This is a genomic window from Leptospira bourretii, assembly GCF_004770145.1.
Lineage (GTDB): Bacteria > Spirochaetota > Leptospiria > Leptospirales > Leptospiraceae > Leptospira_A > Leptospira_A bourretii.
Map to the genome: position 1 here is coordinate 1 of NZ_RQFW01000023.1, position 17,998 is coordinate 17,998.

Below are 17,998 nucleotides of genomic sequence, written 5' to 3' on the forward strand. Positions count from 1 at the left end.
GAGCTTAATTTTGGGTCACAGGTGTTAGGTTCTGAGGGGGAATTACGGGATTTGTGCGGATTGGTATGGAGAGATATGTGATATTTGAGTAAGTTTAGGGGTTGGCTGTATGTATGACTAAAAAGGCTAGATTTTGAGTAATTTGGCATAATAATGGACCCGCTAATTTGTGTTTGATTCTACATATTTAGCTTGAAAAAGCAAGGAAATTTCCGATTAATATTTTTTGCATGTAGCGTTCGTAAGATTTTACGCTAATTAGGCATTGAGGTAATTATTAGAAGGTTTGATATTTAAAGTATTGATTTTTATTTGTAAGATCGACTTAAACTTGCAGTATGTTTTAACGATATTGATTCTATAAATGAAATGGATTGAATCTTGTGAAAGCCGATGATTCGATAACTTGTAATTAAAAAGTCACAACGTTGTTCTCATTTTAATGTGAAATTGGAACGATTTTCTATTTTAGTTAAAAATATATAGTAGATTAAATTGCTTATAAGGCTTGAATGTCCTTATCGATTGGAAGATATTTTTCTTTTACATTTTCACCAGAATAAAAATCCAATAAATCCTTTTTGGTTAGTGTTCCTTTCCTAAGAAAACGCTTCAAATATTCTTGATTAAATTCCATTGAAAGTGTCGATTTCTCCAATTGCATTAGGATATTTTTGTTATTCTCAATATTGTTTTGTACTAGAAATTTTATATTCAAAACATCATTTATGTCTTTTATAATGCGGTTTATTATGATTGATAAAATATCTTTGTCTATTTCGATTTCTTTTGCATTTAAGGCTATATCACGAGCTAACATATAGGCTATTGCTAAATTGTTATAATCACCCTTTTGCGAATTGATAATTGCTATTAATCCGACTCCTGGAATATAGCATACATTTTCTGTTTTTTTCAGAATTGAGTTTTCTATTAAGGAAATATCAAACACTATTAAACTAACTTTGCTTTCCCTATTAGCTTGTGCTTCAATTAATTGACTCCAAGCTGAATCTGTTTTCCGAATAAAAATATCTTTTCCTTCAATATCACCTAAACGGATGCTTTTATCAAACTTACATTCAATTGATATTTTTAAATCTGGTGTTCCGTTTATTTCGCAAATTATATCACCCGTTTTGTTTTTAGAAATAACACCAGCCGAATTTCCTGTAAGATAGGCATGGTCTTTCATTTTTCTGTCTGAAAAGTATTCGTTTAAAAAATCAACAATTTCTTCTTCTGCCAATGTTCCTTTAATAGTTGATTTGAAGAATAGTTCCTTTTTCATTTCAAAAATTAACTTCAAACTTTCAAGTTCAGTTCCTAGTTCGTTAGAAGTTTTGGAAAGAAAAGTTGAAATCCTATCTTCCATCAATGCTAGTACACCAATATAAATTGCTTTTACAAGTTTTTCATCCCTTTCCGTGGCAGAAAGATTGTCAAAATAATTGAAGACTATCTGATTTTCAATTTCAAAATCTTTGACCTCTACTCTTTTGAGTTGTTGATTAATCTTTATTAAGTTTTTAGCCGATTCTTTCATAAGGATAAACATTTTTGTAATTTCTATGAAGATATGAACCTACAGAAGAAGCATTTCGTAAATTCTCAAATTCATGTAAGGGAACACCTTTGTAAACATAAAGACTTCCATCAAGAAACCTTACATACACTTGTTCATTTTGCTCAACATAACCAATACTTTCTACATTGCTTGAACTAACTGGAAACATTTCAGGTAAACTCATAATTTAAAATTTTTATTCCTCCAAGATTTTAAAAGACTTTTATATTCATTTTCACTATTTTTTAAAGATTGAAGCCATTTTTCCGAAGCTTTTGGGTCAGAACTTTTTGGAGCATTTGAAATTTTATAGAATTTTACTCTGGACGGAATCTTTACTGCTTCACCTGAAATTAATGCTTCTCCAGTTCTTAAACTTGGAAGTAAATCAATCATACTCTGTAATTCGTCTTGAACAGCAGACCTGATATGCCCTCTATCTTTTGAATTATTCATTCTTAAAGCTATCATAGTCCCGCATTGACTTAGAACGGTTTCATCCAATTCTGAAGGTCTTTGGGTAACTAGCAATAATCCGACACCGTATTTTCTTCCCTCTTTTGCAATCATTTGAACAGTTCTCGAAGATATAGATTGTTCTCCTGCTTTCAAATAACTATGAGCTTCTTCGAGGACAATTAGCAGTGGCTGGTTTTTTCCACCAACTTTAGTGTTCACGCCCCAAAATAGACCATCATAAATAATCTTTAAAAGTGTTCCTGAAATTGATGCCATTATTTCACTTGGAATACCAGATAAATCTAAAATCGTTATCGGTTTTGAATTCCCTATCCAGTCATAAAATAAACTATCAATATCTTTTAAAATTTTTGCATTTGCATCAGGAGTGAATTCACCAGGTGTAAATAAAAAACTGTAACTACTATCATTCAACTTGTTTCTCATGCTATCAAGAAACCCTAGTATTCCCTTTGCTTTTTGGTTTAAAAAAGGAGGGCTACTACCTAAGCCAGCGGAGGGATACTCATTCGATTTTAGTGATTCAATATCACCATCTTTCAGTCTTGTCGAAACTGTTATCCTATCACTTTGAAACGTTTTTCTTTCGAAATCATCTAACTCAAACCAAAGTTTTTTAATACTAAATGGTAATGGTGAATCTGCGGTGATAGATTCTTTTGCTACATCAATATTGTTTTCTTTGGCACTATCAATTTTTGCTTCAACAACTTTTTCTCTTATATACTCTCGATTAGCGTCCGTTAAATTTCCTGAAAATATTTTTATTAATTCATTAAATGGTAAAGCCCAATAAGGAATATAAAGTTTATTTTTCGCTTCTTTGGGATTTGATTCAATAACACGGGAATATTTTAAAAGAGCATCATTGTATTCACCATGCGGGTCAATAACTAATATTCTTGCACTTGGAAAATTTCTTTTGGCAATGGATTCCAATAATACGGAAACTGAATTTGACTTCCCACTTCCTGTTGAGCCTACTATCGCACAATGTCTTGAAATAAGTTTATCCAAATCAATTTTGGCATCAAGACTTTCAGAAACACTAATGTTTCCAACGGATATTGAATTAGAATCTTCATATCCACCATAAATAATCTCTAAATCATTAATTGTAACTAAGTGCACAATATCACCTGTTGAAGGATATTGAGTTACACCTCTTTCAAATCTTTTCCCAACTTGTTCGCCAGCTAAAACAATGGTTATCCAAATAGTGTTTTTAAATGTATCGTAATCTTTATAATAATTTTCTTTTAGGCTATCGGGTATTGCACTTGAACCAATTTGTGTAACTAATCCGTAAAGATTTGCATAACCTAAAGGAATCCTTACGAATGACCCAATCTGACCAACTCTATATACCACACCATCAATAATAGGCATATTAGATTTAATGTTATCAAATAGCTTGACCGAAATAGTATTTCCGCTTATACTATCGATTTCACCAATTTCTGTAATTTTACTTTTTGACATTTGTTCCAATTTTTTTGATTTCATTATCGCTAATCATTTCATTCAGAAAAGTAACCAGTTTATGAAAATCAGGTAATTTAAACTCACCTTTTCCTGTCCATATTTCATCTCCCTGAAATTCTTTATTCAATTCTTCGGAATAAGTTGGACTATCTTCATCAAAGTATAAATCTACGTTTACAGAATCTTCTTTACTAGGTTCTATTCGTAAACACCATTCCCCATAGTTGCATCCTATAATTGCGTGTCGCCCACCATAAATGGAAAGCTTCGAATTACTTTGTGCTAATTCAGAAAGTTTACTTTCTTTAGTTAGGGTAAATTGATTTTTTCCATTTTCAGCTTGGATTTTATCGTAAACAAAGCCAATAACATGAGAAGTTGTGTTCGTTTTTAAAGCGGAAACAATTCTTTCGTTGATATGTTCATCACCCCATGAATAACCGCAAGTAAATAGAATAGAATCGTCTTTTTTTAAAAAATTAGTAAGTCTATCTAACAAACTTTCGTAAGGTTGTTTTTTAGAATCTTTATACTTCAACGACGAAGGATAAATAAGAATGTCATTGTCATCTGGAGATATTCTTAAAATTTTCTCTGTTTCTTTGTCAAAGTGCCATCCTAGTGAACCGTGAATTTTCCATAATTTTGTTTGCTTTGGTAAAAATTCCAAGTCTTCAACAGTTTCAGGATTAAAAAAAGGTCTGAGACTCCCACAGAAACCGTCGTAGTAGGGAATTTCTTTTTGTTCGAGTCCGAGCTCAAATAGGAAATCGTAGTTTGTAGTAAAGATTTCAATAGGATACTTTCTTTCTGCTTGTCCTATCCAATTGGCAAAATCTGTATGAACCAATTCAGCAACAATTTCTTTAGAAGCAATTTTTGTCTCATCAACTTTATGTACACTTACTGCCTTCCTTACATTTTTTTTAATCTCAATTATAAGATTTAAAAATTCATCTTTTTTTAAGTTGTTTAAGGTTCCCTCACCTATAAAACTGGCTTTTTGCTCAAGATTTGAAAGGATATTTTCAATATTAAAATATGACTCTCCGATTTCATTTTTAATTTCAGCTAATGCTTGTTCATATTTTTTATCTACTTCACTTGCAATTTTTACAATTTCTATAGTCATCTGAGCAATGGCTGGGACTGTTAATGTTTTTTCACTTTTTTTTGAAAGAGAACTGCCTGCACCAAATAAGAATCCAATTCTTTTTTTATCGGAGATTAGTATTTGTTTAATTCCTCTTATATACTCCGAAGGATCATGGGTTATCATAGTAATATTTTTAATTTCCTGTATTTTAATTTTTTAAATAATATCCTCTTTATGTTGAAAATAAAAACTCAAATGAATTTATATAAATTATTATTTTCCAAAAATCGCAACTTGCAGAGGTTACACTAAATTATAGAAATTTAGCCTAAATGTATAAAAAGCAATAAAAAAATGGTTTTTTCTTTTTTTTGAATTTGAAAATTCTATGTAATGAGTTGATTTATTATAAATAATTTAAATTATACATTACTGATCATTTCACCTTTTTGTCATCGAATGAATGTACCAGTGCCTGGTGAAGTGGCTTTGTTTTGGTCTTCATTGAACTCACTTATCTATATTTTTATTGGAGTAGTTCTGTGTGTATTCCATTTTTCAAGATAAATTTGCCTCGAAAATCCATGAGTGTTTTGATGGGTAGCGAAGCGTGTTTAAGTTAGATAACCTCTTATCTGAATTTAGAATTAACATGGGAATTTATTTTTAATTAAAATAAAGAAGGCTGGTTTTCGATTTTCTTTTTTGTCTTAGTCGAAATTAATTTATAATCCATTTCTGTTCTGTCAAATTGTTTAAGAAGATGTGTAGGATTTGCGGTCTCGTTACTTAGCCATTTTGTGTAATTTGAGATTGGAACAATGACTGGTTGTCGATGATGAATCGTTTTTATTTTCTCATTCGCTTCTGATGTAATAATAACAAAGCAGTTTTGATTTTTTCCTTCAGCATCTACATAGATTATTGTAAGTCCAGCGAAAGCAAATATTTGATTCGTTGAATTATATATTTCATATTTTTCGGTTGTAAATTTATCTACCTCCTTCCATTCAAAATATGATGTCGCTGGTATAAGTAGACGATTTCCCCTTAAAGCCTTCGACCAGAGGGGGGAAGTTTCTAGCTTCTCTATAGTTGCTACATTCACTTGATCTTTCAATGGCTTACCATTAATCACAAGATTTTTAGCACCCCAATGTTTGCTTTCTAAAACGTTTTGTGTAGTTGGTCTAAAAATGACTTCTTCAATCTTTGATGGGAAAACTTCTTTTTCTATTCTTTCTTCTGAATTCCTAAGACCACCTTCATATGCTAACTCGAACTGTTCTATAACTTGAGAAGAAGAAGCATTTAATGCATAACGACCGCACATATCTAGACTATATCCTGTCAAATTTGAAAATCAATTGGTTTTGGCGTAAACTCTTGAAAAAAAGTTCGTCAAACAGATGCTCAGCTACTTCCTCAAACGCCTTTATTAAATACTCTTTATAGAATGGTGCAAAAATATTGGGTTTAATTTTTAACTTCAATATTGCTTCTTCAGAGGCATACTCTTTTGCACCGTATTTATTTCGCACGACTAAATACTTGATTTTTTCACCAGGATTGATTTCGATTTTCAATTCGTTTAACTGCTTTATACTTTGGGTGGACTGGCTATTTACTTTATATTCATCTAAACCTTTTGTGATGGTTTTTTTTAAGAGTAACGATTTCCAGTGAACTTGTTCGTCGTTGAGTGTTTTTTCAAACTTGTAAAAGAGTTTAATATATTCGTTTTTTTTACTTTTTAATTCTATTATAGTATCACAATCCTGAAATAATTTTAGTAATTCATTCTGGAAGGATTTTATAAATTCAGGTGTGTCTTTTCGCCTTATAAATATACCTCTTACTTTTAATTTTCCTGATTTTAATTTACCGAAGTATCTATTTACTACACCAATTTCTGGGTCTTGCTTTGAAGAAGGGAATACCAGCCAAGCATATTCTCCTTCGATCTTTAGTTCTATTTTTGTATTTTCGCTTATTGTATTGCATAAGGTAATAATTTCTTCTTTTGCTATTACAGTTCTGTTTTCCGTAGCGACGAAGAGAGAATCAGTCATTGCATGTAAAACAATCAAGTTGCTATTGTCTTCAATGATTTCTTTCGCAGTTAGAAGAACTTCTCTACCGATAGCAGTTACTGACTCATGACTTTCTAACCGACCGAATTTTGCATTCCGATATCCTAAATAGCCGAAAGAGGTAACCAGCATCCATTTGAGTGCATTTTGGCGAGCTTCATATATTTCCGACTCTTCCTCCTCCAGTCTCTGCTTATAATATTTTCTCCTAGCTAAAATGTTTTCCAATGCTTCGGATACTATACCTCTACGTTTGCCACAAATATAATAATCCGTCCCAGGAATAAACCACTTCTCTGATTCATCTTCGCAACAAAGGCAATTAACTGTTTCTGGGCTAAGATTATAGTGGGACATTATCGATGGATACATTTGGGCGAAATCAAGCTGTATAATATTTTCTAAAATCACGCCTAAAGACATATCTGGAATACTAACTAAACCTCCTTTATCGACTCTAATCAAATCATATAAGGTTCTTTTGTTTTCAATTGATGCCTTTTGCCAGGGAACAAGATAGTCATGTTTTAGTGCTATTGCTGTTTCTATGTTTGTTAATGCAGTCCCTGTACTTGAACGTGCCATTTTTTGAATAGGTATCCGACTTAACCTTGCTAGTTCAATTATTCCGTATAAGAAAGATTCCTTGAATATGAATGAATTATTACTATCGATATGAATTCTACCAAATAATGGATAGCTTGAAGCTCGGAAAATCACCTGACCATAAGTTTCGAAAGACGTTCCTTTGTTGATAATTTTTCTTATTGTCTTATTTTTATCCCTATCGAAAAGCAAAGGAATTTTCAACCTTTGAGATAGGTTAAATAAAAAAGGAAAAATAGCCTGATCACCGAAAGAACTTAATATTATGTCTGGGTCATGGTATTCCAGAATTTCATTAATTCGTTTTAGTAAATCGGTCGCATTCTGAAAGAATAATTCCTCATAGAATGAATCACCAGCCCGCATTACAATTGGGTTTTGTATCGAGTAGGCTAGACGATGATTCTCTTTATAAGAAATTTCTAAATAAGTGAGTTTCGGATAATCATAATTATAACTTTTTAGGTCAGATATACTTTTGATAGAGATGATTTTTTTGTTTTCGTATGTAATCCTTACAATTCCAAAAGGAAATATACTTTTTTCTGTGAGATATGATGTGGTGATATCTATATCCGAATGAAATATTTCTAATTTTTCATAAAAGGCATAGAGCTTTTGATAAATGGTTTTCAATACAGTCGGCTTTGTTAAACGGATTTTTTTTACTTTCATCCACTCGCCTTTGTAGAAGGATTTCTTTTCTATGATTTCAGGCTCTTCATATAATGCTTTTAATTGCCGTAACCTTTCAATGAATTTAATCTCGTAGGGAGCATTCCCTTTGATATAGATTGTTGGATAGTATTCATCGATAAAGCATTGTATAGAATTTTCATTCTTTACCCAAATAATGATCTGTTCTTCAACATTATATATATCAAATAGGTAGCCTTCAAAAGTCTGAACCATCGGTTTTACTCAACTTCTGGATTTGTAACTTCATTTCTTCCAAGTCACTTTTCAGTTCTACATAGGCAGACAGTAAAACCGTTTCAATAGAATATGGGTTAGAAGCCATGACGCCAGCCACTAATTGCCGTTTACCGATCCTCATGATTTCATCAAAGGCACTTTGATGTTTTTTTGCTAAACCACGCCTGAAATCTTTAAATCTATCCTCATATAGCGACGCAATTTGCCTAGAGTAGGGAGTAATGGTTCTGCCCATATATTTTGCCTCTTTGGTTTGGTAATTTCTCTGGAAGTTGTATAATTTTTCCGCATTTCTCTAAGTTATGTAGATATTGATAATATATGACATCATCCTTGGGTGTAGACTCAGAAAAAATAAATGGTATTTGCAATTGGACAAAGCGTTCTAGTTTTTGAGTTAATATTTTTAACAAATGCACACGTTCATCTTTTTTAACATCTCCGTCAAAAAACTGCTTAGAGGGTGCGAGAAAAATTTGAATAACCCTTTCAGTTTCGTTTCTTTGATAACTTGTTGAAATTGTATTAAAGAGGTCAAGGAGCTGATAGGGAGTAAAAGCCCTTTGCAGGGTGATATTATGTAGAGCAAAAAAATCCATACCTTTAGTTGCCTCGGCGATTTGCATTGCTCGTAGACGAATGGCACAGTCAATTATATGTACTTTCTGGTGATTACACAATAGCCGTTCAATAATAGTATGTGCTACCGAATTTGCAGACCGACCTACTGCAATACTGTTGATAAAATTCTTAGGAATTATTTCAGGAAGCATATCTTAGGATATGCCAAAGGGTCAAAATATGTAAACAATTATTTGCTTAACAAATGACTAGTTATGCGAAATCCCGATAAAAAAATGGAAAAAGGGTGGAAGTTCCAGGGTTTACCCTTTGTTCTTATTTGACAGAATGGAAGTTTACTGTAGGCTCTTTCCGAAATCATAGAAGATTGAATCAAAGATTAAACTGATTGGTAGAAAACAGTTATTTGAAAGTTCGATATACAGCAAAATTTATAAATAGTATGGTCTGCCATTGAAAGAAACACATATAGTTAAAATCGGAAATGAATGTCATTTTTTCACGCTGATAAAAGAGGGACGTCTCAAATCTTATTGTGGTCTCCAGTCAAAGCCAAATTATGAGTTCAAGAATCTAAAAAATATTTTCCATTCTAATTGGGAGTTGGATTATTATATAGGTGACTGCACTATATTATTTTGTGATATTTGTAGACATAGATATAAAAATCCTAACAAATACCAGATACAATAATTTAATTTGGTTCATCGAAAATTCCAAAAACCTTAGATATTATGTTAAAGGATTAACCGAATTGTTTAATATCGCTGGATTTAATTGCTGATTTGTATTTATTGATTTAAATCCTTCTAATTTAATTGTTTGGTATTAATTTTGCCAAATATTTTAGATAACCATTCTAAACCTTTTGAATTATATGTTACTAGGGAGTCGATAAATTACGATAAAAACCTTTCGAAGTTGTTAATATTCATTTCCATGAAAACTGAAAGTATTAAGCCAAGCGATTATTTACAGAATTCCCCAAATACGTTTATTTTAAACATCGATCAAATCCTTAGGTTTAACTTTTAAGTGTTTAGAAATTTTTAAAAGGGACTCTATCGTGACATTGGCTTTCCCAGCCTCGATGTCCTGGAGCGTCCGCACTGGAACCGCATTATCTCCTTCATCAAGGTTTTCTTGCGTTAATCCTTGTTCTTTTCTCAATTTTTTGATTTTTTTACCAATTTTATTTAAAAATTCTTCTAATTCCACACACGGTATAATGTGCTTTTCTTGACAAAAATGGAACACGGTATACCGTGTGCTTAAACTTTTTGAAGGATTCCAAATGACCACAAAACAAGCTTTAGCTTTGAGTAAACCCGTATTATACGGCTTAATTTTAATCGTAATTTCAATGTCAGAAATTTTGGCTAATGATGGCTTACTTGATGGAGTTCCATATATAGACAGCTCTACTTCGACGGATTCGCAATCGCCTTACTTAATTTGTTTAAGTGAGCATCTTTTTCAGATAGAAGCAGGGAAATGGGAGGATAGTAAATCTAAATCAAAGAAAGAAGGTAATTTAATCTATTATAAAAAGCAAGGTAAACTGTTAGAAATTTATAAAGAAGAAAAGAAAATTAGAATTAATCAGAATGATCAGATGCGTTTTAAGATAAACCAAATTTCATCAAATCAATTTGAAGATGTTTATCTCGGAATAAAAGATGAAAATGAGGCTACCGAGCCAAGCTACCTACTATATCACTATAAACCAAAAAATGTAATTGTACTTAATTATTTTGGTGGAGGTTCAGCGTTTGGCTTTAATTTCATGTCGGCGACAACTGCCAATTTTATGTGCAAACCAATGATTATAAGCAAGTAAAGAAAAGGAAAAATAAATGGTTTCTCAAAAAAAAATATTAAAGCAAATAGACAAAAAGATTTCTAACCAGCTTTTACTCCAAGAAAATATTCTCAATATTCAAAGTGAGCAGTTAGAGATTACTAAACAAATTCAAGCACAGCTTGACCAAGAAAAGGCTTCCAAAGATTTTCAAAAAAAAATTAAAACTATAGTATATGAAATAAAAACAAAATCCGAAGTTTTTTTACAAGGAAATTCAAACGAAGAAATTAAACAATCCGCATCCATAATTTGGATGATGATAATGGATCGATACGGACTGAAAAGTTCTATTTTTGAAGAGATAACTGATAAAGAGTATTGCGACTCAACTATTAAATTTTTGAATACTTATTCAAATAAGGCAAATCCACAATTAAGAAGAATAGTAGAAAATTATATCGAACATATTTTTAAAAATGAAGAAATTGAAAACTTGAAGAGAGACTTTATAAATCATTATAAGGAAAATGAAGGTAAAGTAAAGTTAATGAAGATTTTATCGTTTATTCCTCCGTTTTTCTTCTTTAGAAAGACTTTAATTTACCTACAGGAAAATGCCATATATAGTCAGTTCAGAGGAATTGCGGCTCTGACGAAAATGTTCGATTTAATTTGGAAACAGCAGCAAAGTCAAGGTTCATCCTCAATTAGCTTTTTCTCATTAGACAAATATCCATACCTTGGTCAATATCCTGATTTAAAAAATATAAAGTCCTTGAAAGATTTCTATATATATACTGATAAAAAAAATCTAGAAAACCAAGTTGTAATCGATGAATTTGAAAATGAATTTCCAGATTTGAAACAGATATCTTTTTAAATTTCTAGAAATCATAATAGGAAGATAGGTTATGCAAAATTTAATTACATTTCTACTAACATTAACATTGCTTATATCATGTAATACCGAAAAAAAAGATGAGTCAGGGATGCTTATATTCGGTTTACTCACAGCATCTGCAACTAATTCAGGCTTATTTCGATTAAACCTGGCAAACGCTCAAGCATTGGGTGTGGGTAACTCTTCTACTGGTTTAAATAAGGCGTCTTCTGTTAGATCATTATCTTCTTCTAATAATCTTTATAGTATTGAACCTGGTGGAGTGATAATCTCTGGTCTCGCTGAAGGAAGCGGAACATTTAGAGTATCAAAAGTTTATCCAGGCAAAAAAAATATCTATTTATCATTAGTCAGTGTTTATATTGCTGGCGGTCGTCAGGCTTTTTGTCCATTGGCAAAAGCAGATTCTGATGGTAGTGTGACTTGTGTTGACCCTGATTTAAAAAGAATCTTACCTTTACCTGGTTCATTAAATAGAGTTGATCCTAAAAATAATGATCCAGTGCAAGTAGATACGAATGATGGCGTTTATTATTATGGTGAAAAAGTATTTGGTAGCCCTTTATTATATTATGCTACTTCATCTGGCGTTATAACTACGATTGAGTTACCTCCTACTGATCTTCAATATTACTATATTACTTCGGGTCAAGAAAGAATCGTTTCTCATGTTCAAAAGTCTGATGGTGTAAGATACTTATCTGTGTTTAACAATAGTAATGGTAGATTAGACTTGTCTGATATATCAACGAATACATGGATATATCAACGAACTTTTGGAAAGTATTTAGTAAATCCTGGAATCCCTAATGATTCAAATAACGATGTGATTAAAGAATATAATCCATCTAATAATTCAGTAACGAATAAAATTCAAGCTAGTGGTATTGCTAACTATGATACTTACAATACAACTGGTTTTGTAGGTAGACTGCAAGACATCCGAAAGATTATGGAAATTGGTGGGGTAACTTATTTTTTCTCTGATCATGAAGCTTGTCACACAGGACATTTAAGAAGACAGTTAGGAAACCTATATAGATATACAGGAGATACAACTTTAGAGTGGATACCAATTGGAGCAGATAGTAATAATCAAACTATTAAGAGTATTGAATTGATAGAGGCTGTAGGAGGAAACAAGGTATTAGTTTGGGGGTACACAACAGTAACCACAAATGGAACTGAAGGAGCTATGATTACTCAAACAAAGTCTGATAGTAATCTTTCTTTGATTCTATTTGATGTAATCACTAGAAGTTCAACTACTTTGGCTACTTACAATGGTGATAGTATAAAGATTTCTAAAATTGAATATTCTCCTGGATTAAATATCGCTTATTTGACAGCTATTGATACTACTACCAATAAATCAATCACTGGTAGAGTAGAGCTTTCTAATAATGCAGTATCTTTCACTCGAACAGTAGAATTGAATCAAGTCGCACCAATAAAATAATATATGGTCAAAAGACTCGTTGCAAAAAAAAATATTATTGGATTTTGTTTTTAAAGTTCTTTTTTTGCACTGATTAGGCTATAATTTATAAAAATAAATTATTTTCATCCTTTGATGACAACGAAATAATTATTTTAATTGCGATGCAGATGGTTGTTTTTTAATGAAATGAATTAAGGTAACCTTGGTTAGCTTCTAATTTCGTATTCAAAAAATCAAGAGTAGATGCAATTTTACTTTGAATTGTTATTAAATCCTTATTGGTCATTTCTCTCAAAAAATCACTTCCAAAAATTAGAGATACTATCTTGTTTTTGGTTGAATTCGCTGGCAGTGCCAATCGACCAGTTCCCAGACCAACTGCCAACATTTTAGTAAATCCTAGTAAATTTCCTTTTTGGCTTATATCGATAACTTCATTCGAGGGTGCCTTTGGTGAATAATACGGTAATCTAACAATTATTAATTTAAGAAATCGGTTACTTTTTCTTCCGCAAGTCGTCTCAATTTCATAAAGAATTGGTGCATTAGACATCAAATTTGAAATAATTTTAGTTGTTTCCATTCTTATTAATAATTGCTCAAGTAGAAGCATGCATATCAATTAGAATTTTCAAGTAAAAAGAAATAATCTCTAACAAGTGATAGCTTTCACACTGTAGTCTGAATTTTTAAAGATTGATTTTTGCCAAATTTCTGATATAATTGATTTAATAAATATTTTTTATATTCTTACAGATGAAAAAGGTGTTTAGCAATGGATATAGTCGTCAAAAGATTTCAACAATGGAAGTAAGTGACTTAATTATTAATTCAGTGAATTTTTTTGATTGAATACTACCTTTTCCAAATCGGAGATACTATGGATTATAAGTTATCTTTGCTTTCCGATAGTAAAGTTAAAATGTTTCTTATTAAATATTTAAGTGATGATCCTAACTGTTTCCTTTGTTTACTGTTGTTCAATGGAAAATCCTATGGATTCTGGTTGGTCGATGAGTATTTCGAAAATATTAAATTAGAAATATCTATTTCATACCAATTTGATAAATTAAAAAATATAGAAAAATAGGGATGAATTTAAGCAATTTATAAAGAATGCTCAGTAAATTAAATGTATAGTCTTATTGCGATTTCAAAATTTCGGAAACAAATTCTTAAAAGTTATATTCCAGAAATTAATAGTCTATGTGTAATTAAGTTTTCGAAATCTTTATCTGCCCAAGAGATAGTTCGTTTTTTTAATAATGCTAATTATCTAACTGGTGAAATAAAGCCAGCTAAAGTCAAGAATAGAAAAAGTAATTTTTTAATTATATTCAATATAGATCGACCATTCCTGATGAAATATTCAAAATCTTTGAATCTAGATTGTTTTCGAATTATAGAATTAATTAGAGGTAGTCAAAGATTTGAAATTGAATCAGTAATATATGAAGGATATAAAATAAATACAAGTTCTGGGTTTCGGAATTTTATAAAAATATTTTTGAGTTTTGTTTTGGAGGAAGGTCTTTTATACAAAGAATATTTTAAAATTAGGCGAAATCCTGACTTAATCAAATTTAAATCTGATTATAAAAGAATGAAATATTATGGTCAGCGATTTAGTTTCAGTAAAGAAGAAATTGATAATTTAGAAAGTTGCACTGAACTAACCAATATTTACAAAGATGAGATTATTAGAAGACAAATTTTATTGGAACAAAGTTCAAATTTATCAGAATCATTTCGCTGGAAATGTCGTGGTATAATTAAGAATATGCTTTTCAATCTAGATGAAATTGAAAACAAATATTGATATTCAAAATTTTAAAATGAATTTATTTTCTGAATTTTATCGTAGATATGACTCTAAATCACCTATTATAGATACTTAAAATCATAGGGGATTATTTTCTTTAAGTTTTAGAAAAACATAAAAGCTCATCTTACGAATTCTGATATAAAATGTTAAGAGTAAAATGAATTAGCTGAATTTGATGTTTCCAAACTATGACATAGTCTTGAAATAGAGTGATTTCAAAATTTAATAAAATTATTTACAAGAACATTTCAGAAAATATCTGTGGATAAAATCACTTTTCTAGAAAAAGTTTTTTTGCCATAAATCTACTTGCTGAGCACTCACGGAGAGTTAAGTCAGCCTTTGATTGGTTCGACGAAGGATAAGGTCTTCACGGAGAAGAGATTACCTTCTTGTAGCGTTAATTCTGAATTTTCACTGCAAATAGACAAATGTTGAACCACAGGAAATTGGAAATTAGTTTCAACTCCGCCAGAGGCATACTTACTTCAATAGAGAGGTGCGATTTTTAGGAGAATCGCATGAGACCAGTACAGTGGATTGTAACCAATCAATCATTTAATTTTAGTCGAGAATCTTTGATTAGTGTAAGTATCATATTATTTACATATTTCATCGGAATTATAAATTGTGACATAGCAAAATCTTCAGTCAGAAGACTTCACTATTTAAATAGCGAGGTTTTCTATGTTTAATCAAATTAGCAAAGAAACTATTGAACAATTTTTCGGAAGCCCACTAGCATTTTGGCGGGAAGATGAATATTTTACATTAAATCCATTACGTGCAGATAGAAACGTCGGCTCATTTCATATAAATGTAAATGGCAAATGGTTTGATCATGCTACAAAGGAAGGTGGCGGTATAATTGAACTTTTGTCTAAGAGTGAAAAAATTTCAGAAAAAGAAGCCTACCATAAATTGTTCGGAGAAAACTATTTAAATAAAAGATTATCAAATCCGAAAATTTTTGATAAATGGTATGATACGAATTATCAGTTGCTTAACTTGCGTTTGGTTAAAAGTTATGATCATTTTGGCAATCGGATATTCTATTGGCAAAACTCCTTAGATGGAGTGGACTGGAAAAGAGGCAAAAAGAATAAGAAAACACTTTTGTATAATCTGCTTAATGTTAGGAATGCAAAGATAGTTTTTTTCGTTGAAGGAGAAGGTTGCGTTGAAAGCATTCAACAGGTATTAGAAAATCCTGACTACTCGGCTACAACAACTGGCAGTGCCAGTAGCTGGACACCTAAAATCAAAGTTGAATGTGTTTCGCTACTTCAAGGAAAAATTGTCTATATCATGCCAGATAATGATGACGAAGGGAGAGCATACGCACAGCAAGTCTATGATTCCCTCTCAAGCAATAATATTGAAGTTTATATACTTGATTTGCCTGGATTAAAAGATATCCAAATAAAAAAAGATAATTCTTTGGTTTTTGAAAAACAGGATGTTGCAGATTGGTTAAATGCTGGCAATAAAATAAATACAATATTGGAGTTATGTGAGCAAGTTAGGAAATCCAATACGAAACCATCTTCAAATAACCTTCCTTTAGATTGGAAGACGATAAAAGATTTGGTTAGGAATTGCGATACATTTGCGGCTATTGACATTGTATTAAGAAATCGATATGAGAAGAGATTTAATAAAGTAACCTACCAGGCTGATATTAGATTAATCGGAAGCAATGAATGGTTAACTGTTGACGATAGACTATTTCAGACATTATGGAAGGATATTAATACAGGTTTAGATGGATCAGGTAAGAGGATTTCTAGTGAACTTTTACACGCAGCTTTGAACTCAATTTCTGGTGATGACTATGATCCATTTATTGAATGGGCAGAAAGAATTCAGTTAAGGAACTTCGAGGAGGAAGGAGATTCCGAATTAGCTAAGTTGTTTTCTTATTTAAAAACGGAAAGTGAAAGGGAAGATGACTTTTTTAAACTAGCGATGACTCGTTGGTTAATTGGATTTTATCGATTGATGTTAAACCAAGTTGAAAAAAATGAAATATGTCCAGTAATTTCGGGAAGGCAAGGAATTGGAAAAAATAGGTTAATAGATAAATTATTTGAATCGATAGATAGAAAGTATATTTTTACTGGTTCAATTCAGGCAGATAATAAAGATTCTAGGAAGCGAATAGCAACAATGGCATTAATAAATCTTGATGAATTTGATGCTACAACTAGAAAATCTGATATATCTGCACTAAAAAGTTTAATTACTTCAACTGAATTTATTGATAGGCTGCCGTATGGAAGAACCGACACTTTCCTAAAAAGACGTACCTCCTTCATAGCGTCAATAAACGCAGAAGAGTCAATTCTTAATGATGATACTGGTACAAGAAGATTTCCGACCTTTAGACTAACTGAAATAAATTTAGACAAAGTATTGGAACTGGATACTCTGAAAATTTGGGGAGAAATAAAATACCTTTTTGAAAAGAAAAAAGTAGATTCCTTTTTTACTGATTCGGAACTTTCAGCTTTGGAAAAGCGAAATGAAAAATTTGTTAAGAAAGAAGCTTTTGAGGATTATATTAAAGAAAAATATTCTCCAAATCCGATTGATAATTTTTCGAAGCGGAGAGAACTAACTTCTGCCCAAGTAATAGACGAAGTAACTAGTGAAGCAGTTAAGAAAAATTTAACAGTTGATAAGGCGGGAAAAATACTGAAAAAAGCAGGCTTTACTCAAATTAAGCGGAGATGTCGGTATTTTATTCTTTTCGAAAAGATCGAAACTCCCATGAATTTGGTTAATGGAACTATATTCGTTTCAAATGATTTAATTTTAACAGATTAATGTAGAATTAAATAGAACCATTTTGGCTAGGAGAATATAAAACCTCCTAGTTCTTTTGGCAATCACCTCACTGATAGAATGTTTTTTCCATCTTTTGTATTTGAAACCACCTACTTCCTTCTAGAGGTGGAGTGAGATTCTCTGATTATTTGGGGATTTAAGGTCAATACAAAGGAATAACCATCTCTCCCACCCTATTTTAACAAAATATAAATTTAGTTAGTAAGATTTAATAATAATAATTATGTAGTTCAGCTTTTTATAATTTTAGATGGTAAGATGGAAATTATCCTTTTGTAAAATATTTAAAATTGTAGAAATTTATAAGACCTATCGTTTGTTAATTCAAATTT

The 17,998-nt window shown here is 31.2% G+C and carries 15 protein-coding genes; 5 read left to right on the forward strand and 10 right to left on the reverse strand.

The window, feature by feature from the left end:
* Nucleotides 1-499 precede the first annotated feature (499 nt).
* From EHQ47_RS18405 to EHQ47_RS18445, 9 genes are all read right to left on the reverse strand, one after another.
* Nucleotides 500-1,546 (reverse strand): hypothetical protein, encoded by a 1,047-nt coding sequence (locus EHQ47_RS18405; RefSeq protein ID WP_135777781.1) that lies wholly within the window; start codon nt 1,544-1,546, stop codon nt 500-502.
* Entirely contained in the window at nt 1,530-1,751 is a 222-nt protein-coding gene (locus EHQ47_RS18410; protein WP_135777782.1) for a KTSC domain-containing protein, read from the reverse strand. Before EHQ47_RS18410 ends, EHQ47_RS18405 begins: the two co-directional genes overlap by 17 nt.
* The gene (locus tag EHQ47_RS18415; protein WP_208727466.1) at nt 1,748-3,553 is read right to left on the reverse strand and encodes an ATP-binding protein; all 1,806 of its coding nucleotides are present in this window, start codon (nt 3,551-3,553) and stop codon (nt 1,748-1,750) included. The genes EHQ47_RS18410 and EHQ47_RS18415 overlap by 4 nt, the downstream gene beginning before the upstream one ends.
* A complete protein-coding gene (locus tag EHQ47_RS18420) occupies nt 3,516-4,811 on the reverse strand; it encodes an SIR2 family protein (protein WP_135777783.1) in 1,296 nt (431 codons plus the stop codon). The genes EHQ47_RS18415 and EHQ47_RS18420 overlap by 38 nt, the downstream gene beginning before the upstream one ends.
* Nucleotides 4,812-5,298: 487 nt before the next feature.
* Nucleotides 5,299-5,961, reverse strand: coding sequence for an SOS response-associated peptidase family protein (locus tag EHQ47_RS18425; RefSeq protein WP_135777784.1), 663 nt, complete (start codon nt 5,959-5,961; stop codon nt 5,299-5,301).
* A gap of 7 nt (nt 5,962-5,968) precedes the next feature.
* A complete protein-coding gene (locus EHQ47_RS18430; protein WP_135777785.1) occupies nt 5,969-8,239 on the reverse strand; it encodes a DNA polymerase domain-containing protein in 2,271 nt (756 codons plus the stop codon).
* On the reverse strand, nt 8,223-8,498 hold the full coding sequence (locus tag EHQ47_RS18435; RefSeq protein ID WP_135777786.1) for a DUF8156 family protein: 276 nt from the start codon (nt 8,496-8,498) through the stop codon (nt 8,223-8,225). Before EHQ47_RS18435 ends, EHQ47_RS18430 begins: the two co-directional genes overlap by 17 nt.
* Entirely contained in the window at nt 8,470-9,036 is a 567-nt protein-coding gene (locus EHQ47_RS18440; protein ID WP_135777787.1) for a hypothetical protein, read from the reverse strand. The genes EHQ47_RS18435 and EHQ47_RS18440 overlap by 29 nt, the downstream gene beginning before the upstream one ends.
* 808 nt (nt 9,037-9,844) lie before the next feature.
* On the reverse strand, nt 9,845-10,063 hold the full coding sequence (locus EHQ47_RS18445; RefSeq protein WP_135777788.1) for a helix-turn-helix domain-containing protein: 219 nt from the start codon (nt 10,061-10,063) through the stop codon (nt 9,845-9,847).
* A gap of 76 nt (nt 10,064-10,139) precedes the next feature.
* Between EHQ47_RS18445 and EHQ47_RS18450 the strand changes: the two genes are divergently transcribed.
* From EHQ47_RS18450 to EHQ47_RS18460, 3 genes are read left to right on the forward strand one after another with little or no spacing between them, the layout of a single operon-like run.
* On the forward strand, nt 10,140-10,685 hold the full coding sequence (locus tag EHQ47_RS18450) for a hypothetical protein (RefSeq protein WP_135777789.1): 546 nt from the start codon (nt 10,140-10,142) through the stop codon (nt 10,683-10,685).
* A 16-nt stretch (nt 10,686-10,701) separates the two neighbouring features.
* Nucleotides 10,702-11,529 (forward strand): hypothetical protein, encoded by an 828-nt coding sequence (locus EHQ47_RS18455; RefSeq protein WP_135777790.1) that lies wholly within the window; start codon nt 10,702-10,704, stop codon nt 11,527-11,529.
* Between the two features lie 31 nt (nt 11,530-11,560).
* A complete protein-coding gene (locus tag EHQ47_RS18460; protein WP_135777791.1) occupies nt 11,561-13,009 on the forward strand; it encodes a hypothetical protein in 1,449 nt (482 codons plus the stop codon).
* 160 nt (nt 13,010-13,169) lie between these two features.
* On the opposite strand, the gene EHQ47_RS18465 is transcribed toward EHQ47_RS18460, so the two are convergent.
* Nucleotides 13,170-13,574 carry a hypothetical protein gene (locus EHQ47_RS18465; protein ID WP_135777792.1) on the reverse strand — a complete coding sequence of 135 codons (405 nt, stop codon included), beginning with the start codon at nt 13,572-13,574 and terminating at the stop codon, nt 13,170-13,172.
* A gap of 549 nt (nt 13,575-14,123) precedes the next feature.
* Here EHQ47_RS18465 and EHQ47_RS18475 point away from each other — a divergent pair.
* Together EHQ47_RS18475 and EHQ47_RS18480 are read left to right on the forward strand one after the other, a co-directional pair.
* Nucleotides 14,124-14,810: a hypothetical protein gene (locus tag EHQ47_RS18475; RefSeq protein ID WP_135777794.1), complete on the forward strand. Its 687-nt coding sequence runs from the start codon at nt 14,124-14,126 to the stop codon at nt 14,808-14,810.
* Between the two features lie 693 nt (nt 14,811-15,503).
* Entirely contained in the window at nt 15,504-17,645 is a 2,142-nt protein-coding gene (locus EHQ47_RS18480) for a VapE domain-containing protein (RefSeq protein ID WP_135777795.1), read from the forward strand.
* Nucleotides 17,646-17,998: the final 353 nt, after the last annotated feature.